Here is a 15931-nt window from a genome sequence, read left to right on the forward strand (position 1 = left end):
ATTTGAGGTTTATTTGGGGTTTAATGTACTAATTGAATTACTCCCCATTGTCCATTAGTTAACCATTTGGGGTCTATTGTTGCTAATTCTGTCAAAATTTCCGCTTTTAATCCTGCTGCTACCTCTGATTTTAAAGTCCGTAAAGCTACCATTGGTGTGGGTAAATAAGCAACTATATCAGCAAAATTGGTAGTATAATCCCATTCTAAATCACCCAATAAACGCCGATAATTTGCATCACCTTTAACTATGATTAAATTAGATTTAGCAAACTCATCTTTTAATAATTTTGGAATTTGCCAAAATGCTAAAGGTGAAGTCCAAAAATAATCTTCCTGTAAAACTAAGCGACCTGAATTTATATTTTTGTTCAGTCTTTTACTAAAAGATTTAACTTGAGGATGACTACCTGCGGCTAAAAATTCTTGGGTATAATGAACATCTTTAATCATTGCATCGGATACAAAGGTTGGATGAGGTTTTAAATGCAGGTGGACTTGTGCTGCAAAACCGCTATCTAAGAGAAAATTAACTAAACACAAATCACAAATTAACTCAAAACCTGCATTATCAAGGACAATATCAATCCGATTATGAGCAGATTTTGTTAATAATTTAGTTACAGCAAAACTATCATCAACGAGAATATTAGTTAACTGTGTCTGAATATCAAAACTACTTCTGTTCTCTTCAAACGCTGACCATAAACTTAAATCTACCCGATTTCCCCATAATGAAAAATATAATAAAGCAATTAAGGATGATTTACTAGGTTTATCTTGTTTTTGGGAGTCATCTAACCATTTTTCTACTTGGGTACATAGATAAATAATTGCATCAATAGATGCTTCTAAACCTTGTTCTTTCTGTAATAAAAATGGGTCTAACTGATGATTCTTTCCCGGTTGGAAGTAATTAGTTATGTTAAGAATTAAACGATAGAAATAAGTCTCTGCTAAAAACCAAGGGACATCTAACCAACGCTGATTTTTATGGATTTCTAAATACTTTTCCCAGTGATAAAAATCTATACTATGGTCATTTTTTAAAGGTTGTAAATATCCATTTTTTAGTTCTGATGCTAATTTTTCTAAATTTTGATTTATTTCTGGAGGGAAATTATTTTCTTTAATTACACGATGAGCAATATCTGGCATTCTTTTAGTTACTGTATATTCAGTAAAAGTGCCAGTTTTAGAACCTAGCAGTGGTGCTGGTAGGGGTAAATTAGGTAATTGATATTTATTTTGATATTTATTCACGACAAATACAACAGTTCTTCATTTATTTTGATTCACATTGCTCTTTCGTAATAAAATGCCGATAGCGAAACATTGCTTCTAACTGCATTTGAATTAACCAACCACTGACGAATTCTACCCCATCACCACCAGGAAGAATATAAGAAATATTATCAGTTAATTTTGTTTTTCCATTTTCATCTGCAAACTCATGACGATGTATCCAAGACTCAAATGGTCCAGAAATTTGTTCATCAGTGAACAGACTATATTTTTCAAATTTAGTATGACGCGCTAACCAAGTTAAAGGTACAGGGCCAAGAAACAAGCGAAACTCAGTTATTGCACCTTCATCAAGTCCACCTTCCCGACGCAGTACCTGCACAGGTTGCCAAGGTGGGGTGAGTAGTTGTAAAATATCTGGACGTTCATGGAATTTCCAAACTACTTCGACTGGTGCATTGATAATGGAAGAATGAGAAAAGTGCAGCATGGACAAAAAACCTAAACTTTAACTTTTAATTAACGGTAAGCATTCAGCTTTTTCATGGTGATGTCAAGAATCATTATTTGATAATCTACCGATTTCTCAAACATTCTGAATCCTGAATTCTTACAATTAACCTTCATATTCAGTGTCAATTTCAATATCTAGCGTATCTTCATCAATTCTGACATACAAAATATTGGGACGACAGCAAACTTGACAATCTTCTACATAATTTTGCTGCATTCCGGCACTAAAATCAATAAAAGTTGTGTTTTCTTCACCACAATAAGCACAATAAAATTCTGCTGTGTTTTGCATTTTTCATTACCTCTGCATGGATGTCATTTCTGCACTAGACCGAAAATGACTCATTGCTTCAGTCAAATGCTTTATTAGTGTAGACTGTGGTAAAGGCCCTTGCAAGTGATTCCAAGGTAAAATTTGCTCGGTTGACCAATCACTATAAACGTAAAAATCTAAATCGGGAATTTTGCCTTTTAATTCTTTAAAAGCACGTTTATAACTTCCTAAAGAGTCACCAAAACCACGAGTTAATTCTAACAGATAAGAGAGTCTGCGATCGCCTCTCGATAACAAACCTTGAATTACAGACCAATTATAACTTTCTGGACGAAAATCTATACCTTGGGGTTTTAACTGTTTTTGTAGTAACTTTAACCGTTTTTCTGATTGCTTATTCACCCCAAACCACTGGAAAGGAGTGTGAGACTTAGGTACAAAAGTGCTGCATCCCAAAGTTAACCGTAAACCAGGTACAGCTTTTTTAATAGCTTTCATCATTGCTACCGTTGCATCTAAATCTTCTGCTTCTTCCCCAGGAATACCCACCATTCCATATAATTTTAAACTGGATAAACCCCCAGCTTTAGCATTAATTCCCGCTTGGATAATCTCCTCATTTTTTAATTTTTTATTGACAATTTCCCGCAGCTTTTCTGAACCACTTTCTACCGCAATTGTCAGCGAACGTGTATCTCTTTTTGCTAAAGTTTGAGCTAATTTTTCTGTCACCGTATTTGTCCTGACCGAAGCAACACTCAATCGTACATCATCATATTTTGTTTGACTAATATAATCTAATAATTCGGAAAATTCAGGATGTTGAGTTACCGAAGCACCCAATAAACCCAGACGGTTAGTAACTTTTAAACCCTGTTCAATTGCCGGAATTAAAGAAGTTTCTAAACTCGCAGTTCTAAAAGGTAAAGTTAAATAACTAGCTAAACAAAAACGACACATTTCTGGACAACTCCGCACCACTTCCACCATGAAAATATTTTCCCAAGCTGCTTTTTCTGTCACCACAGTAGAAGCAGAAAGAGTATTTCCCCGGTAAGTTTGCTTTTGAATAACAGCAGGAATATCACTATCAAGAGGGTGAATTGATGTTATTTCTCCATCATTTCCAGAATATTCTACATGATATAAACTAGGAATATAAATACCGGGAACTTGTGCTAATCTTTTTAATTTAACTTCTCTAGTTGAGTTTCTAACTTCTTTGTAAGCATCAATAAAACTACTTAATAAAATTTCCCCATCCCCCAATAAAAACACATCAAAAAAATCCGCAAAAGGTTCAGGGTTAGCAGTCAAAACTGGACCACCACCAAAAACCAAAGGATGATTTTCATTTCTATGACTTGCACGCAGAGGAATTTCTAAAGATTCTAAAAGGTTAAAAATATTCACATAATCTAATTCCCAAGACATAGAAAAACCTAAAATTTCTGGATGTCGAGGAAGTTGTTCTTGAGTATCAGTAAATAAACGACTTACCTGTAAATCTTCGCGCATTGCTAAAGTTGCCCAAACTACCTGATAACCAAGACTGGTAATACCCACCGTGTACTCGTTTGGGAAAGCGAAAATTAAAGGAATAGCATCATTTTGGGGAGTCGCGGGAGTAAATAATAGACGTTCCGAGTTAAATACAGATGATGTCACAGATTTTTATTAAACGTTATCTATTTTATCTATATATAATTATAACCCAAATTAGTTATTATAACTTAGCTCAATACAATTAAATCAAACACTTTTAAAAATCCGGCAATCATCCATTCCAATCCGCGTTTATCTGCGTTTATCTGCGTTCAATATTAATATCTTATTCTCTAAAAACTCATCTTCCAACAATCAAATATTACTTAGCGATATTTAATTTTTAACAAAAGAATAATAAAATTAAAAAACAAAGTTACACCATTAGCAATAATAATCGGTAATGCACCCAGAATAATCCCATAAATAAACCACAAAAACAACCCAGTCATAAAAGTAATTAACATCACAAAAGAGACATCCTTAGCTGACTTTGTTTTCCAGGTTTGAAACATCTGTGGTAGAAATGCGATAGTCGTTAATGTCCCTGCTGCTAATCCGATAATAGTAATTAAATCCATTTGTAGTAGTAAATCTCAACTGTAAGATTATAATATAGCAGAATCGGGATAGGCAGAATACCCATCCTAGAATATCAGGTCATTTATTTTTTATCTTTTTCTTTTTTCAGATAATGTTTAGCCCAAGCATAGCGTTTTGAGTCTTTTTTTAACAGATAATCAACTAACTCATGACGCTGTTTTTCATCCTTTGATTTTTTCAAAACAGATTTAATTTCCGAATCCATATCCAAAGGTTTAGCACCTCGTTTAATTGCTTCATTAAACCAATATTCACCATCTGAATATTCATGTCTTTCAAAACAAATAGCTCCCATTAATGTATAGGGATGATGACTATCTGGTTGAAATTTCATTGCTTGACGAGCGCAACTTTCCGTCTCATCTAATTTATCAATATCTCGAAATGCTCCACCTCTAGTTGTTAACAAAGCTGACTTGAGTTTATTATCTTTAATGTTGTTCAGTTGTAATTTATTGGTTAACTGTAATGCTAATTCTGATTTATCTGCTTTACGTAAATGACTACTAGCATTAACTAAATTCCAACTATTCCCAGTGCGTTTAAATTCCTGTTGATAAAAATCAGCTTCTATGCTGTGATATTTAGTCCAAATTAAACCAGAAAATAATGCACGTCCTTGATTATTTTTATCGGTTTCCCGATTATAATACTCGTAGGACTTATTTTGAGGAGTGTTGATTTTTGTTTCTTGTAACCAAGCCACATCTTTAGGTTCTATTCTCTCACCTTTTTCTAATTTTTGCAGAATTGAATATAAAGGACTTGTAAATGACTTATCTTCATATTCCGAAACTCTATATTTTGATTTAAGGGAAGTAAACTGTTTTGTTTTTATCAAAATAATTATATCTTGATAATTATTGATTTTTAACCAATCAATCTCTGCATCATTTAATAATGTGAATGAATTTACTTTTGACTTGAGTTTACCTGCATATTCTTGATTAGCAATCTCTATTGTTTTATTAAACTTACGTTTCTTCAAATAATTAACATCTTGCTCTCCTAAAAAATTACCAGAATCAATTTTTTTTAAAATCTTATAAAGATGACATTTGGGAGATGTATCTTCAAAATCAGTTGCTTGATACTTAATCTTCAAAGCAGCAAACTCTCGTGTTTTTTCCTGTTCCTCTGCAATAGCAATAGTTTCAATCAGTTCTTGTTCCTGTAACCAAGCAATTTCTGTATCAATTAAACTTGCTTGAGATGCTAACTTTTTCAGAATTAGATATAATTGACTACCTACAGAGTTACTTTTATATTTGATAGCTTGGTACTTTTCCTTTAACTCTACAAACTCATTTCTTCTTACTGCTTCTTGTTGTTTAACAAAATTCAAAGTTTCTAACAGTTGGTTTTCTTGCAACCATTTATATTCAGACTCAGTTAAACGTTCAGTAACATCTATTTTTTTAAGAATAGAGTAAAGTGGATTATCTAGATTAGAGTTTCGATATTCACTTGCTTTATATTTAGACTTCAAATTCACAAACTTTCGAGTTTCTACAGCAAAAGTATTTATTTTACTAAAACCGTTTGATATTAACCAGTTAAATTCTTTCTCAGTTAAAACATCACCTGACTCAATTTTACAAAAAATAAAATATAAAGGAGTTACTGTCCATTCAATACTAGCATCAGTAACTTCATATTTAGCGTTGAGTCTAGTAAACTCTTCTCGTAATTTTATCTTTTCTTTGCTTTTTTGCTTCTGTTCATTTCTAATCAAATTAGCAGTATTTAAAAGTTTTTCTTTCTGTAACCAAATATATTCTAAATCATGAATCTCTACACCTAAATCAGCCTTTCTGAGAATAAAATAAAGAGGACTAACAGGAGAAGAATCTTCATAATCACCAGCTTGATACTTATCCTTTAAACCAGCAAAATGTTGACACTTAATGTCATATTCCTGACTCATAAACAGCACCCAATCAAAAACAAATTACTTTGCGTTCTTCTCTGCGTAAAACAAAAAATACTGACAAAAAACTACGAATATAACTACAAAAATAAAAAGAGGCATTCCTGATAAATACCCCTAAAAACCTACATCAAATTTTTAACTAAAACTACGACACAGAAGAACCAGAATAAAGGTTTTCATAGTAATCTAAAATCTGCCTTACCCTTGTTTCCGCATTGGATATCCAAGTAACAGATAAGCCAGCGATTTGACCTTGATAATAATCAAAATCTGAGGAAGTTTGGGGAATTAAATCCACCTCTACCCCTTCCACCTGACGCAAATGTGCAGTTATTTCTCGATACACAGCCAAAGGTAAATAAGGAAATTCAATTGTTTTGCTAGTCTGTTCCATAAAAATAAAATAAAACCGGATATTTCCGGTTATTAAATTTTGTTTTCTGATTTCAATGTCATTGTGTACAGATTAATCACCATACTCAAATCACAACCAAAACAGTACCACAAAATTTTAAAGGGGTGTAGTCATAGCAATAGAATTTCCAGCAGAAGCAGTCTTAGATTCAGATTTGGGTTCTTCTCCCACTGCTTTAGCAACTTCAATTCCGTACTGTTCAAAAACTACAATCGGATCAGAACCACCGTTCATTTCAATCCGTTTTACCAAAACACCATCAGCCAGTCTTTGTCCAGCTTGGACATAGCGGCTAGTGTTCTCCTTCGGTACTTTAATAATCGCTTTAGGTTGTTTACCAATTAGAACTACACCACTTACATAAACTGCTTCTGCGGTTTCCGGTTTTGGCAGTTCCGGTAAAACAGGTTCTAGTTTTTTAGGAGTGACAACCTGTGGTAAAACCGTTGGCAGCACAGGTGTGACCGCAGGTTTAGGTTTAGGTAATGAGGCATTTATAGAACCTTGCCCTGTCCGTACAGGAGTTCTGATTTGTCCTGGTTGTACAGGAGTTCTAATTTGCCCTCGTTGTCCTGACGATCCGATTGGTGTAACAGGTAAAGGTGGTGGTATAGGAACCGGTTTTTGGTTCATACCCACAGAAGTTATAGATCCTGGTGAATTTTTGACGATTTCCCCAAATGGATCTTGTCTTCCTTGCTGTACACCCTTAATACGCACATCTGCTTGAGTTGATTCAATCAAGCCAGGGTTCTTAGGGGCAAATATTGGATTATCTGTAGATACGGGATCAGGTTGTGTTGCTATTTTTGTGTCTGGTTTGGCTGGGGTCGTTTGTGATGTATTAGTAGGTTGAGTAGTGCTAGTATCTCCTCCTATGGTACATCCAGCGATCGCCAGAGTTAAAATAGCCGCAGCTGTAATTTGTGAATTTATACCCATTAGCTGTTCTCGAAAGCTATAGGAAAGTTTACTTGTGAAAATCAACACGCCTGAAGTAAATACTTTAGGCAAAGTCTGTTCCCTTTATAACCTAAATTTTTACATTACGCTGGTTGTTTTTCACACTTTGAGATCCAAAAAAATATTAATTATCCCCAGCAGTCATAATCTGTTTTAACAAACTCACTCCTTTTTTGACCTGGCGAGAAACAGTAACCACACTAATGCCTAAGTGATCTGCAACTTGCTTCTGAGTTAAATCCTGCAAAAATACACATTCTAAAACTTCACGAGTCCGATTTTCCAGCTGTACCAGCGCTTGTTGCAGTCTGATTTGATCCTCTTGAGCCAATTGGAAACTACGATAGTTGGGATCAGGAACTAATTCACCCAAACTTGTAGAACCTTCTTCCCCATCTTGTATTGGTACATCCAGACTCAAAGGAGATCGGTTCACCCATGCTAATTTAATTTCTTGCCATTCAGTGTGAGGAATTCCCAGCGCTGCTGCTATTTCCGCATCCGAAGGTTGGCGATTATGCTGTTCCCGCAGAGAACGGCAAATACCTATAGCTTGTTGTTGTAAGGCTAACCAGCGGCGAGGAATTCGCATGGTTACACCCTTATCTCTCAGATAGTGTTGAATTTCCCCACGAATATAAGGGATAGCATAAGAACTAAAAGCATTACCCTTAGAAAGCTCAAATTTTTCAATCGCTCTAATTAACCCCAAACAGCCTACCTGAAGTAAATCCTCCTGATTTTCTTGACATTGATTACTCCAGTAATGAACTTCTTTTCTCACGAGTCCATAATTTAGCTTTACCAATTGATTGCGAAGTCGCTCTGAAGGACTTTGCTCATATTCCCGCAACAGTTGGTAAATTTCATGTTTTAGTTCGTTTGTGGCTGTAGTATTCATGGCACATTGGGAATTAATGAGTAGTGTTTTTTTTATTGCTTTTTAAATTAGCTCTAGTCATCCAGGAGAAAAGACGTAATATGACTTTTCAAAACCCAGGAATTTATGCTTTGTCTCAAAAATCTTGAGGATAAATTAAAAAACTATTGTGATTTTGTAGCTTATCAAACAACTGTCCTAGAATCAAAATATACAATTGAGTGACTAATGTCAAACCGAAATCGTACTTAATTTAACAAACTCAAGATCATATATACTTATAAGTATCTACTGTTTATATACAAACTATTTTTATATTAGTAAAACTAATTACTTAGTAATCGTACTGACATAAACCCAGCAATTTATCTAATTTTTAATAACCGTAATTGAATTACCGTTAATTTACCGAGAGCAATACACATTAACTTTATAAAAGTATTAGATATACAGTCATAAAAAAACCTAACTGAACCAGTATAAAGAACAGGACAGTTAGGTTAATTTTTGTTAATCAATCCGTTAATTAAGATGGATTAGCCACGATTTGTTTCTACCCGGCCATAGAATAAACCACGAATCTTCACTTCTTTAGGTTCACCGGCTCCCAAATCTGTATCAGAAGGCTGTTCACTCTCAAAAGTACCAGCAATTTCTCCCGTAGCACTGTCTACCTTGGCTACTTGTAAAGAAATCTTACCATCAAGAGTTTCTACCCGCTTAACATTGGCGCGAATTAATTCTTCATCATCAGCTTGTGCAGGTAAAGCTACAGCGTTGTCATAGCCACTCACAATACCACGACCTTTGGGATCTAAGAAAGCAGCGCCACGGTAGGAAGGAACTTTAAAAGTACCTTCAAAGTCAGTGGAGGTATTAATACTGGTCAAATTAGGCTGTGTTTGAGCAACCAAGTTTTTGATAGTAAAGAGGAAAGGTACTGACTCACCACCAGGAAGTTTAACAGTGGTAGCTTGAAAGTCCAGACCATCTTTTTCCAAAAATGTCAGACTTTTATCTGGGTTAATTTTCAAATCACCCTGCACTTGGTCAATAGTAGAAGTATACCGAGTTAACAACTTACCAGCTACAAACTCAGCTTCTTGTCTTTTGTTAGCAGGTTCTTCCTTAACAAAATAATTAGTTGGTTCTAAACAAAGTTCTGTGATGCTGTAAGATAAGCTGTCATCTAAAGCAATAGAACCACGACTTGTCTCTGTTAATTGAGGACATTTGTTAGCCAAGCCAGTACCTCGAATTTGTTCATAGGTAAGTAAGTCCTTACCGCTAGAAGAGGGAGCTTCACTACAAGCAGTTATCAGTCCCAAACACAAAGCTAAGAAAGCAACTATTAAAGCGCGATACCTCATGGTCAACCTCAATGTCATTAATATCTAAGTTGTAAAACTGCTCTACTAAATGTAATTAAATAATTAAACGCATTCTCCCCAGTCTCTAAGTTGAATTTCAAACTCAGAACCATCCCAGATAAAATGGGAATTTTAGTAGGTACAGCGTCAAACCAAAGGCAAAAAGTTGGTTACATTTAGCAGGATTTGGCTAAATTGATGAGTAGGCCGTAACACGGAAACCCTTCAAGGTATCCTGTACTTGGCACGAAGCAAGTTATACTTCATGGTTTGCTTTTGCATAACTAAATACAAAAGCGGCTTTACTCAATTATTTTATGTTGTGTATGTATTGCCAGTACATACAACTGATAGGAAAAAGCTAACTAATGCTAAAAATAGCCAACTTTTTCTTCCTGCTTCATCCTGAAAGTGTCGGCACTATGCAGTCTACAGGCTAACACGGTCAACCTGACCGTTTTTTGATTTAAATTAATGACAGCATTTACATCTGTGTCACACTCAAAACCACACTTATCACATTTGCACACCCTTTGAGATAATGACAGAGATAATTTTTTCTCACCGTAGTTAGAGCAGCTTTTACTACTGGGATAACTACTGAGATAAAATCTATTCACCACTACCAACTTACTGCCATATAGATAACTTTTGTTAACTTGCTATCTGCTAACACTGCCGATATATTCGATTCCTCTATCCCAATGCAAAATTGGTTTTTAATAATCAAACTCGATTTTAAGCGTGTTTAGCTACTTATGTTTACTGTGCAAGTATTAGTCTTTATTGCTTGTTAATCTTGATTTGAGTTTTGAATCCTATTAGCATGATTGTATTTTACAGGCAAATCTATCACCATAAACATGACGTGGGAAACATTGATGATATGTGATTAGTTGTTAGTATTTCTGATTAAAACTCTAACTAGCTATTTACCTGTTAATCCTCCATTTTTTTAGGTGTTTCGGGTATTGTATTACTTTCACTAACACCAGCAGAAAATTACATGAATAATCACCAAAATTTGCCATCTACCGATTTGTCTGTAAAATTGCAAGCCATTACTGTTTCTGTACATGATGCTACTCAATCTTGTCAAGGCAATGTAACATTATTACTAGCTTTACTCAGACAGTTAGAAAGTTTACATAAAGAGATTCGGGATGGAATTTTTCAAGATAGCTTGCCTGATAATCGTCAAAGACTTTATTCTTTACTCAAAGATATTGAGTCTGAAGGTGGCTGGCCTTATATTGAAAGGATGCGATTACAAGCATTTTTAGTAAATCTATCAGCGGAAGTTGATAATCAAAATCAAGCCATAAAAAACACTGGGAACTCTCCCGGTATTGATAGTTCCTGGGAATGGTAACTTAAAAAGGGTAGAGGTTTTTTATTCTCTCCTTTCCCCTTTTCCTTTTTCCCAGAAACCGATAAATCTCGACCCCAATCAGGGGTATGATCAATTACTCAAAATTATTTAAACCTGTAAAATTATCAAGGATTTTTAAGTTTCTGCTAGAAAAAATAACTTGAGCATTTGATCCTATAAGAAATTAGACTGCAACCACAGAGGGGTTTTAATGGCAGGTATTATCTCAGTTTCCCGTAAAGATTTAGCCCAGCGCCGTCAAAAGCTACGTCGGCAACGACGGATAAAAATTATTCAAACTATTTGGCGAACATTGGCTGCTACTGGTATGGCAGGAGGTCTGCTTTGGGTAACAGTTCAGCCTATTTGGGTTTTGAGGACTTCCACCCAAGTGGTGATGAGATCCAACAGTAAATTATTATCCGCCCAAATCACTCAGTCACTTTTGCAGCTTTCCTATCCCCAGTCTCTATGGCGAATTGAACCAGCTACCATTGCGGAAACATTAAAGAAACAACCAGCCATTTCACAAGCATCTGTGAGTCGTCGTCTGTTTCCCCCAGGGCTAATTATCGAAATTCGAGAAAAATCACCAGTAGCAATTGCTCAAATGTTACCAAAACAAAATACCAGTAATTGCCAGAATCAGCCCCAATCCTCAGAAAAATCTACTGATAAATCAACAAACCCATGTCTAAAAAACCCCCATACTCAGAATAAACACAGTCAGGTAAATTTATTAGATGCCAATGGAGCTTTAATCCCCTGGCAAAAATACACTGCACTCAACCCTAATGGTAAATTGCCTAGTCTTAAAGTTATTGGTGTACCAGAACAATATCGTGCCTACTGGCATCAACTTTACCAAGCTGTTAGTCAGAGTGGGATACAAGTGACGGAAATTGATTGTCAAGATCCCACAAATTTAATTTTGAAAACTGAATTGGGTAATGTCCACCTTGGTGTTCCCACTCAATTAGCTGAAAAATTTCATGTACTTAAACAACTTGAACAATTACCATCACAACTGGATTCTCAACAAATAGCTTATATTGATATCAAAAATCCTAGTTCTTTGTTAGTACATACGAATTAATTTAATAAATTAAGTCTGTTAAGTGAAAAAACAAAAGTATGTAACGAAAAGTAAAATTCCTCAAAACCTTTTCCCTGTCGCAATAGGGACTTGACTATAGCGAAGATGAAATTTTTCAAAACAAAAATTAGCATTAAGTTTTGATTACATTAGCAATAGCTATGATATAAACTGCCAGAATATGGAATCTTTGTAGTGGGATTAAAAATTAGTGATAGAACCTACGGATCAGCTGAGGTCAAAAATAATTTAGTTCCATACTTCACAACCAGCATAGACTCACAAGAATACTCTTAGTGAGTCAGTCTTGTTTTTAGGTCAGTAATCTGAGAAAATTCTGAGTAAAAGTCCTAATTTTTGTCCAAAATTGCAATTATCTCTAATGGTAAAATCTGTTAGTTATTGGGTTATTGCAGATAACATTGGTTATAGTCGTGTGGATTTATCACTCTGAATATCTTCTGAAAGTTGCCAGTACAAGTTTGCTTTTACCCTGCTGATGTGTACAACAACTATTCCCCACTATCTAGAAATGCTTATTTAAGTATTTTAAGAAATTAGAACAAAAAACTATACATTTAATAACTCAAAATTTATGTAGAAAATATGGAAAAAAGAACTCATCAAGTTGTAAAATTAACTACTAATGAATATTTGATTGGTAATATGGGTATGAGGAGGATACAGAAGATAATATTAGCATTTGCAGACGTAAATAAATTAGAAATATAGGATTGAAAACGTTAATATTTTAGATCACAGACCAAGCCACATAAATCAATTTTCCCACGGAGTAGCAATACTTTTTGAGAATTAGAGATTTGATTTCCTACTGGATAGGAAGGAAACACATAGGTTTTTAGCTTATGCTACGCGCAACTATCTCCAGACCAATTACTTAGGTTCAGCAGTGTTCATAAAAATAAAAGACAGTACCATAAATAGTGATAATCTCTAACTCAACTATAGTGGACTATTAAGTGAACAACACCAAAAACTCGTTTATCTATCTTTCATAAATCCGATGACACTTGACAATAACCAAGAGCTTATCTATCAAAATACCCAATCAGCAGGACAGCAAGGACTATCTGTAGCGGTGAACTCCAAGAATCCCTTTAGTAGTTCTTCCTTAAACTTTGGACAAAATCACGATAAAAAAATGCCTGAAACCAGTCTCATTGGTGAAATTGTACCCGGCCGAGTTGCCAATATTAAAGTTATTGGTGTTGGTGGTGGTGGTGGCAATGCTGTTAACCGCATGATCGAGTCTGATGTCTCCGGGGTGGAGTTTTGGTCAATTAATACTGATGCCCAAGCTCTGACTTTAGCTGGCGCTCCCAGTAGGTTGCAAATCGGACAGAAGTTAACGAGGGGATTGGGTGCAGGGGGTAATCCTGCCATTGGCCAAAAGGCAGCGGAGGAGTCCCGTGATGAGATTGCTACAGCATTGGAAGGGGCAGACTTAGTATTTATTACTGCCGGTATGGGGGGTGGAACAGGTACTGGGGCTGCGCCAATTGTGGCAGAAGTAGCTAAGGAAATGGGTGCTTTAACTGTTGGTGTCGTGACTAGACCATTCGTATTTGAGGGGAGAAGACGTACTACCCAAGCAGAGCAAGGTATTGAAGGGCTAAAAAGTCGAGTAGATACCCTGATCATTATTCCTAACAATAAGTTATTGGAAGTAATACCAGAACAAACTCCTGTACAGGAAGCTTTTCGTTATGCTGATGATGTTCTGCGTCAAGGTGTTCAAGGTATTTCGGATATTATTACGATTCCGGGATTGGTAAATGTTGACTTTGCTGATGTCCGGGCTGTGATGGCAGATGCGGGATCAGCATTAATGGGTATTGGTGTGAGTTCTGGCAAATCAAGAGCTAGAGAAGCGGCGATCGCCGCAATTTCTTCACCATTATTAGAATGTTCTATTGAAGGAGCTAGAGGTGTTGTCTTTAATATCACTGGTGGTAGTGACCTCACTCTTCATGAAGTGAATGCGGCAGCGGAAACAATCTATGAAGTGGTTGATCCCAACGCTAATATTATTTTTGGCGCGGTAATTGATGACAGATTACAAGGAGAAGTCAGAATTACGGTGATTGCTACTGGGTTTACAGGAGAAATTCAAGCTGTACAACAACAAAGTGCTAACAATACCAGAGTAGTACCTACAACTACCAAGAAAACAGGAACACAACCAGGGGTTAATCAACCAACTGTCAATCAGCCTAGCCCAACTCCTGAACCCAAGGAAAAACCAATTTTAGATATTCCTGATTTTCTGCAACGGCGACGCACTCCACCCAAAAATTAAGTGATTGTAGATTTGAGATTTTAGATTAAATTTGCAGTCTTAGTTTTAGCTGAGTTCTGTAGGCAATGTCTTAGTTTTAGGAGTAAATACAATTTATCGCTAGTCGGCGGTCAGCAGTAAAACCCTCTTGGGGCAAGGGTTTTGATGTCAAATTTGCATATCATTCAAGTGCATACGGCTATAGGGTAGGGAGCAGAAGTTTAGTTACCTACCCCACATTTTTATAATTGGAATTTTTCCTATCCATAGGATTGAAGACACCAGTGAAAAAACTGGTGGAAATTGGAAATGATGATGGGGAAAGGCTTTTTTCATCCTTTACCCCTATCAATTACTAATCTTTGCTACTGCTTTTGTTCTAGCCATTGAATCACCTGATGAGCAAGGTGAGTACCATCTAAGCGGTCAATTTCCCGAATACCTGTAGGACTAGTAACGTTGACTTCTGTGAGGTAGCCACCAATTACGTCAATACCTACAAAAATTAACCCTTCTTGACGCAGTTTTTCGGCTAATGAGGCGCAAATTTCTTGCTCTCTAGGGGTAATTTCGGTTTTTGCGACTGTTCCACCAGTTGCCATATTATTGCGAAAATCACTACCGCTAGAAAGGCGATTCAGCGCTCCTATGGGTTCGCCATTGAGTAAGATAATTCGCTTGTCTCCTTCCTTCGCCTCCGGTAAATATTTTTGTACCATCACAGGTACTCGACCTTGAAGGGTGCTTAATTCAACAATAGAATTAAAATTGCGATCGCCAGCTTGCAAAAATAAAATCCCCTCCCCAGCTTTATTCCCCAAAGGTTTGAGAACTGTTGCCCCCTGAGCTTCTACAAATTCGCGGATAATTTGCTTTTCAGCACTAACTATTGTTGTGGGAATACATTCAACAAACTGAAGAGCATACATTTTTTCATTTGCCCTTCTAATTCCATTGGGATGATTAATTACCAATGTTTTAGTTTGGTCAATGTAATCCAAAATATAGGTGGCATAGAGGTAAGAATCATTAACTGGTGGATCTGTCCGCATAAATACAGCGTCCATTGATTCCAAAGCAGTAAAGACACTTGAGCTTAACTTATACCAAGGATTTGCCGATATCCAACTTCCTTGGGATAACTGCACAGGTACAAGTTCTACCTGCTGTAGTACAGCCCAAGCTTTGCTATCCACAACATTTAACCAGTTGGCCTGAGTGATCCACACTTCATGACCGAGAATTTGTGCGGCTTCCATCAATGCAACACTCGTATCATGACATGGATCAAGTTGATGGATGGGATCAATAATAAAAGCCAGTTTCACCCTTTCTACCTCAATCATCAAGAATTTAATTTTTATACCAATTTGACTAATGATTTTAAAAATGGATTTACTCTCACCTAAACACAGAAAGAGATT

15 protein-coding genes are annotated in these 15931 nt (G+C 36.0%); 3 read left to right on the forward strand and 12 right to left on the reverse strand.

Features of this window, described 5'->3' with window-relative positions; genetic code table 11:
- Positions 1-20: 20 nt before the first annotated feature.
- The 11 genes from WJM97_RS02600 to WJM97_RS02650 all read right to left on the reverse strand — a co-directional run bounded on the left by WJM97_RS02600 (position 21) and on the right by WJM97_RS02650 (position 10363).
- Positions 21-1262 carry a damage-control phosphatase ARMT1 family protein gene (locus WJM97_RS02600; RefSeq protein WP_353931500.1) on the reverse strand — a complete coding sequence of 414 codons (1242 nt, stop codon included), beginning with the start codon at positions 1260-1262 and terminating at the stop codon, positions 21-23.
- Between the two features lie 22 nt (positions 1263-1284).
- Positions 1285-1734 carry an SRPBCC family protein gene (locus tag WJM97_RS02605; protein WP_353931501.1) on the reverse strand — a complete coding sequence of 150 codons (450 nt, stop codon included), beginning with the start codon at positions 1732-1734 and terminating at the stop codon, positions 1285-1287.
- Between the two features lie 126 nt (positions 1735-1860).
- A complete protein-coding gene (locus tag WJM97_RS02610; protein ID WP_353931502.1) occupies positions 1861-2049 on the reverse strand; it encodes a CPXCG motif-containing cysteine-rich protein in 189 nt (62 codons plus the stop codon).
- Between the two features lie 6 nt (positions 2050-2055).
- The gene (locus WJM97_RS02615) at positions 2056-3699 is read right to left on the reverse strand and encodes a radical SAM protein (RefSeq protein WP_353931503.1); all 1644 of its coding nucleotides are present in this window, start codon (positions 3697-3699) and stop codon (positions 2056-2058) included.
- 203 nt (positions 3700-3902) lie between these two features.
- On the reverse strand, positions 3903-4157 hold the full coding sequence (locus tag WJM97_RS02620) for a SemiSWEET transporter (RefSeq protein WP_353931504.1): 255 nt from the start codon (positions 4155-4157) through the stop codon (positions 3903-3905).
- 83 nt (positions 4158-4240) lie between these two features.
- The gene (locus WJM97_RS02625; protein ID WP_353931505.1) at positions 4241-6106 is read right to left on the reverse strand and encodes a hypothetical protein; all 1866 of its coding nucleotides are present in this window, start codon (positions 6104-6106) and stop codon (positions 4241-4243) included.
- A 151-nt stretch (positions 6107-6257) separates the two neighbouring features.
- Positions 6258-6506 carry a hypothetical protein gene (locus tag WJM97_RS02630; protein ID WP_353931506.1) on the reverse strand — a complete coding sequence of 83 codons (249 nt, stop codon included), beginning with the start codon at positions 6504-6506 and terminating at the stop codon, positions 6258-6260.
- Positions 6507-6623: 117 nt separating this feature from the next.
- Positions 6624-7469, reverse strand: coding sequence for a hypothetical protein (locus WJM97_RS02635; RefSeq protein ID WP_353931507.1), 846 nt, complete (start codon positions 7467-7469; stop codon positions 6624-6626).
- 145 nt (positions 7470-7614) lie between these two features.
- Positions 7615-8391 carry an RNA polymerase sigma factor SigF gene (locus WJM97_RS02640; RefSeq protein ID WP_353931508.1) on the reverse strand — a complete coding sequence of 259 codons (777 nt, stop codon included), beginning with the start codon at positions 8389-8391 and terminating at the stop codon, positions 7615-7617.
- A gap of 515 nt (positions 8392-8906) precedes the next feature.
- Complete coding sequence (locus tag WJM97_RS02645; RefSeq protein ID WP_353931509.1) at positions 8907-9740, reverse strand: photosystem II manganese-stabilizing polypeptide; 834 nt, start codon at positions 9738-9740, stop codon at positions 8907-8909.
- 371 nt (positions 9741-10111) lie between these two features.
- Entirely contained in the window at positions 10112-10363 is a 252-nt protein-coding gene (locus WJM97_RS02650) for a zinc ribbon domain-containing protein (protein WP_353931510.1), read from the reverse strand.
- 383 nt (positions 10364-10746) lie between these two features.
- On the opposite strand from WJM97_RS02650, the gene WJM97_RS02655 reads away from it, so the two are divergent.
- The 3 genes from WJM97_RS02655 (at position 10747) to ftsZ (ending at position 14528) form a co-directional block, all read left to right on the forward strand.
- Positions 10747-11112 (forward strand): hypothetical protein, encoded by a 366-nt coding sequence (locus WJM97_RS02655; protein WP_353931511.1) that lies wholly within the window; start codon positions 10747-10749, stop codon positions 11110-11112.
- Positions 11113-11323: 211 nt separating this feature from the next.
- A complete protein-coding gene (locus tag WJM97_RS02660) occupies positions 11324-12208 on the forward strand; it encodes an FtsQ-type POTRA domain-containing protein (RefSeq protein WP_353931512.1) in 885 nt (294 codons plus the stop codon).
- A gap of 1024 nt (positions 12209-13232) precedes the next feature.
- Positions 13233-14528: a cell division protein FtsZ gene (gene ftsZ / locus WJM97_RS02665; protein WP_353931513.1), complete on the forward strand. Its 1296-nt coding sequence runs from the start codon at positions 13233-13235 to the stop codon at positions 14526-14528.
- A gap of 344 nt (positions 14529-14872) precedes the next feature.
- Here ftsZ and gshB read toward each other — a convergent pair whose 3' ends face one another.
- On the reverse strand, positions 14873-15835 hold the full coding sequence (gshB, locus tag WJM97_RS02670; RefSeq protein WP_353931514.1) for a glutathione synthase: 963 nt from the start codon (positions 15833-15835) through the stop codon (positions 14873-14875).
- Positions 15836-15931 lie beyond the last annotated feature (96 nt).

Origin of the sequence: Okeanomitos corallinicola TIOX110, from assembly GCF_038050375.1 — a bacterium.
In the GTDB taxonomy this organism is placed as follows: domain Bacteria; phylum Cyanobacteriota; class Cyanobacteriia; order Cyanobacteriales; family Nostocaceae; genus Okeanomitos; species Okeanomitos corallinicola.

What these genes read in the sequence shown, in the direction of transcription:
- WJM97_RS02605 (WP_353931501.1), bottom strand. Translation starts at nt 1,734, where the DNA reads ATGCTGCACTTTTCTCATTCTTCCATTATCAATGCACCAGTCGAAGTA.
- WJM97_RS02610 (WP_353931502.1), bottom strand. Translation starts at nt 2,049, where the DNA reads ATGCAAAACACAGCAGAATTTTATTGTGCTTATTGTGGTGAAGAAAAC.
- WJM97_RS02620 (WP_353931504.1), bottom strand. Translation starts at nt 4,157, where the DNA reads ATGGATTTAATTACTATTATCGGATTAGCAGCAGGGACATTAACGACT.
- WJM97_RS02625 (WP_353931505.1), bottom strand. Translation starts at nt 6,106, where the DNA reads ATGAGTCAGGAATATGACATTAAGTGTCAACATTTTGCTGGTTTAAAG.
- WJM97_RS02630 (WP_353931506.1), bottom strand. Translation starts at nt 6,506, where the DNA reads ATGGAACAGACTAGCAAAACAATTGAATTTCCTTATTTACCTTTGGCT.
- WJM97_RS02635 (WP_353931507.1), bottom strand. Translation starts at nt 7,469, where the DNA reads ATGGGTATAAATTCACAAATTACAGCTGCGGCTATTTTAACTCTGGCG.
- WJM97_RS02640 (WP_353931508.1), bottom strand. Translation starts at nt 8,391, where the DNA reads ATGAATACTACAGCCACAAACGAACTAAAACATGAAATTTACCAACTG.
- WJM97_RS02645 (WP_353931509.1), bottom strand. Translation starts at nt 9,740, where the DNA reads ATGAGGTATCGCGCTTTAATAGTTGCTTTCTTAGCTTTGTGTTTGGGA.
- WJM97_RS02655 (WP_353931511.1), top strand. Translation starts at nt 10,747, where the DNA reads ATGAATAATCACCAAAATTTGCCATCTACCGATTTGTCTGTAAAATTG.
- WJM97_RS02660 (WP_353931512.1), top strand. Translation starts at nt 11,324, where the DNA reads ATGGCAGGTATTATCTCAGTTTCCCGTAAAGATTTAGCCCAGCGCCGT.
- ftsZ (WP_353931513.1), top strand. Translation starts at nt 13,233, where the DNA reads ATGACACTTGACAATAACCAAGAGCTTATCTATCAAAATACCCAATCA.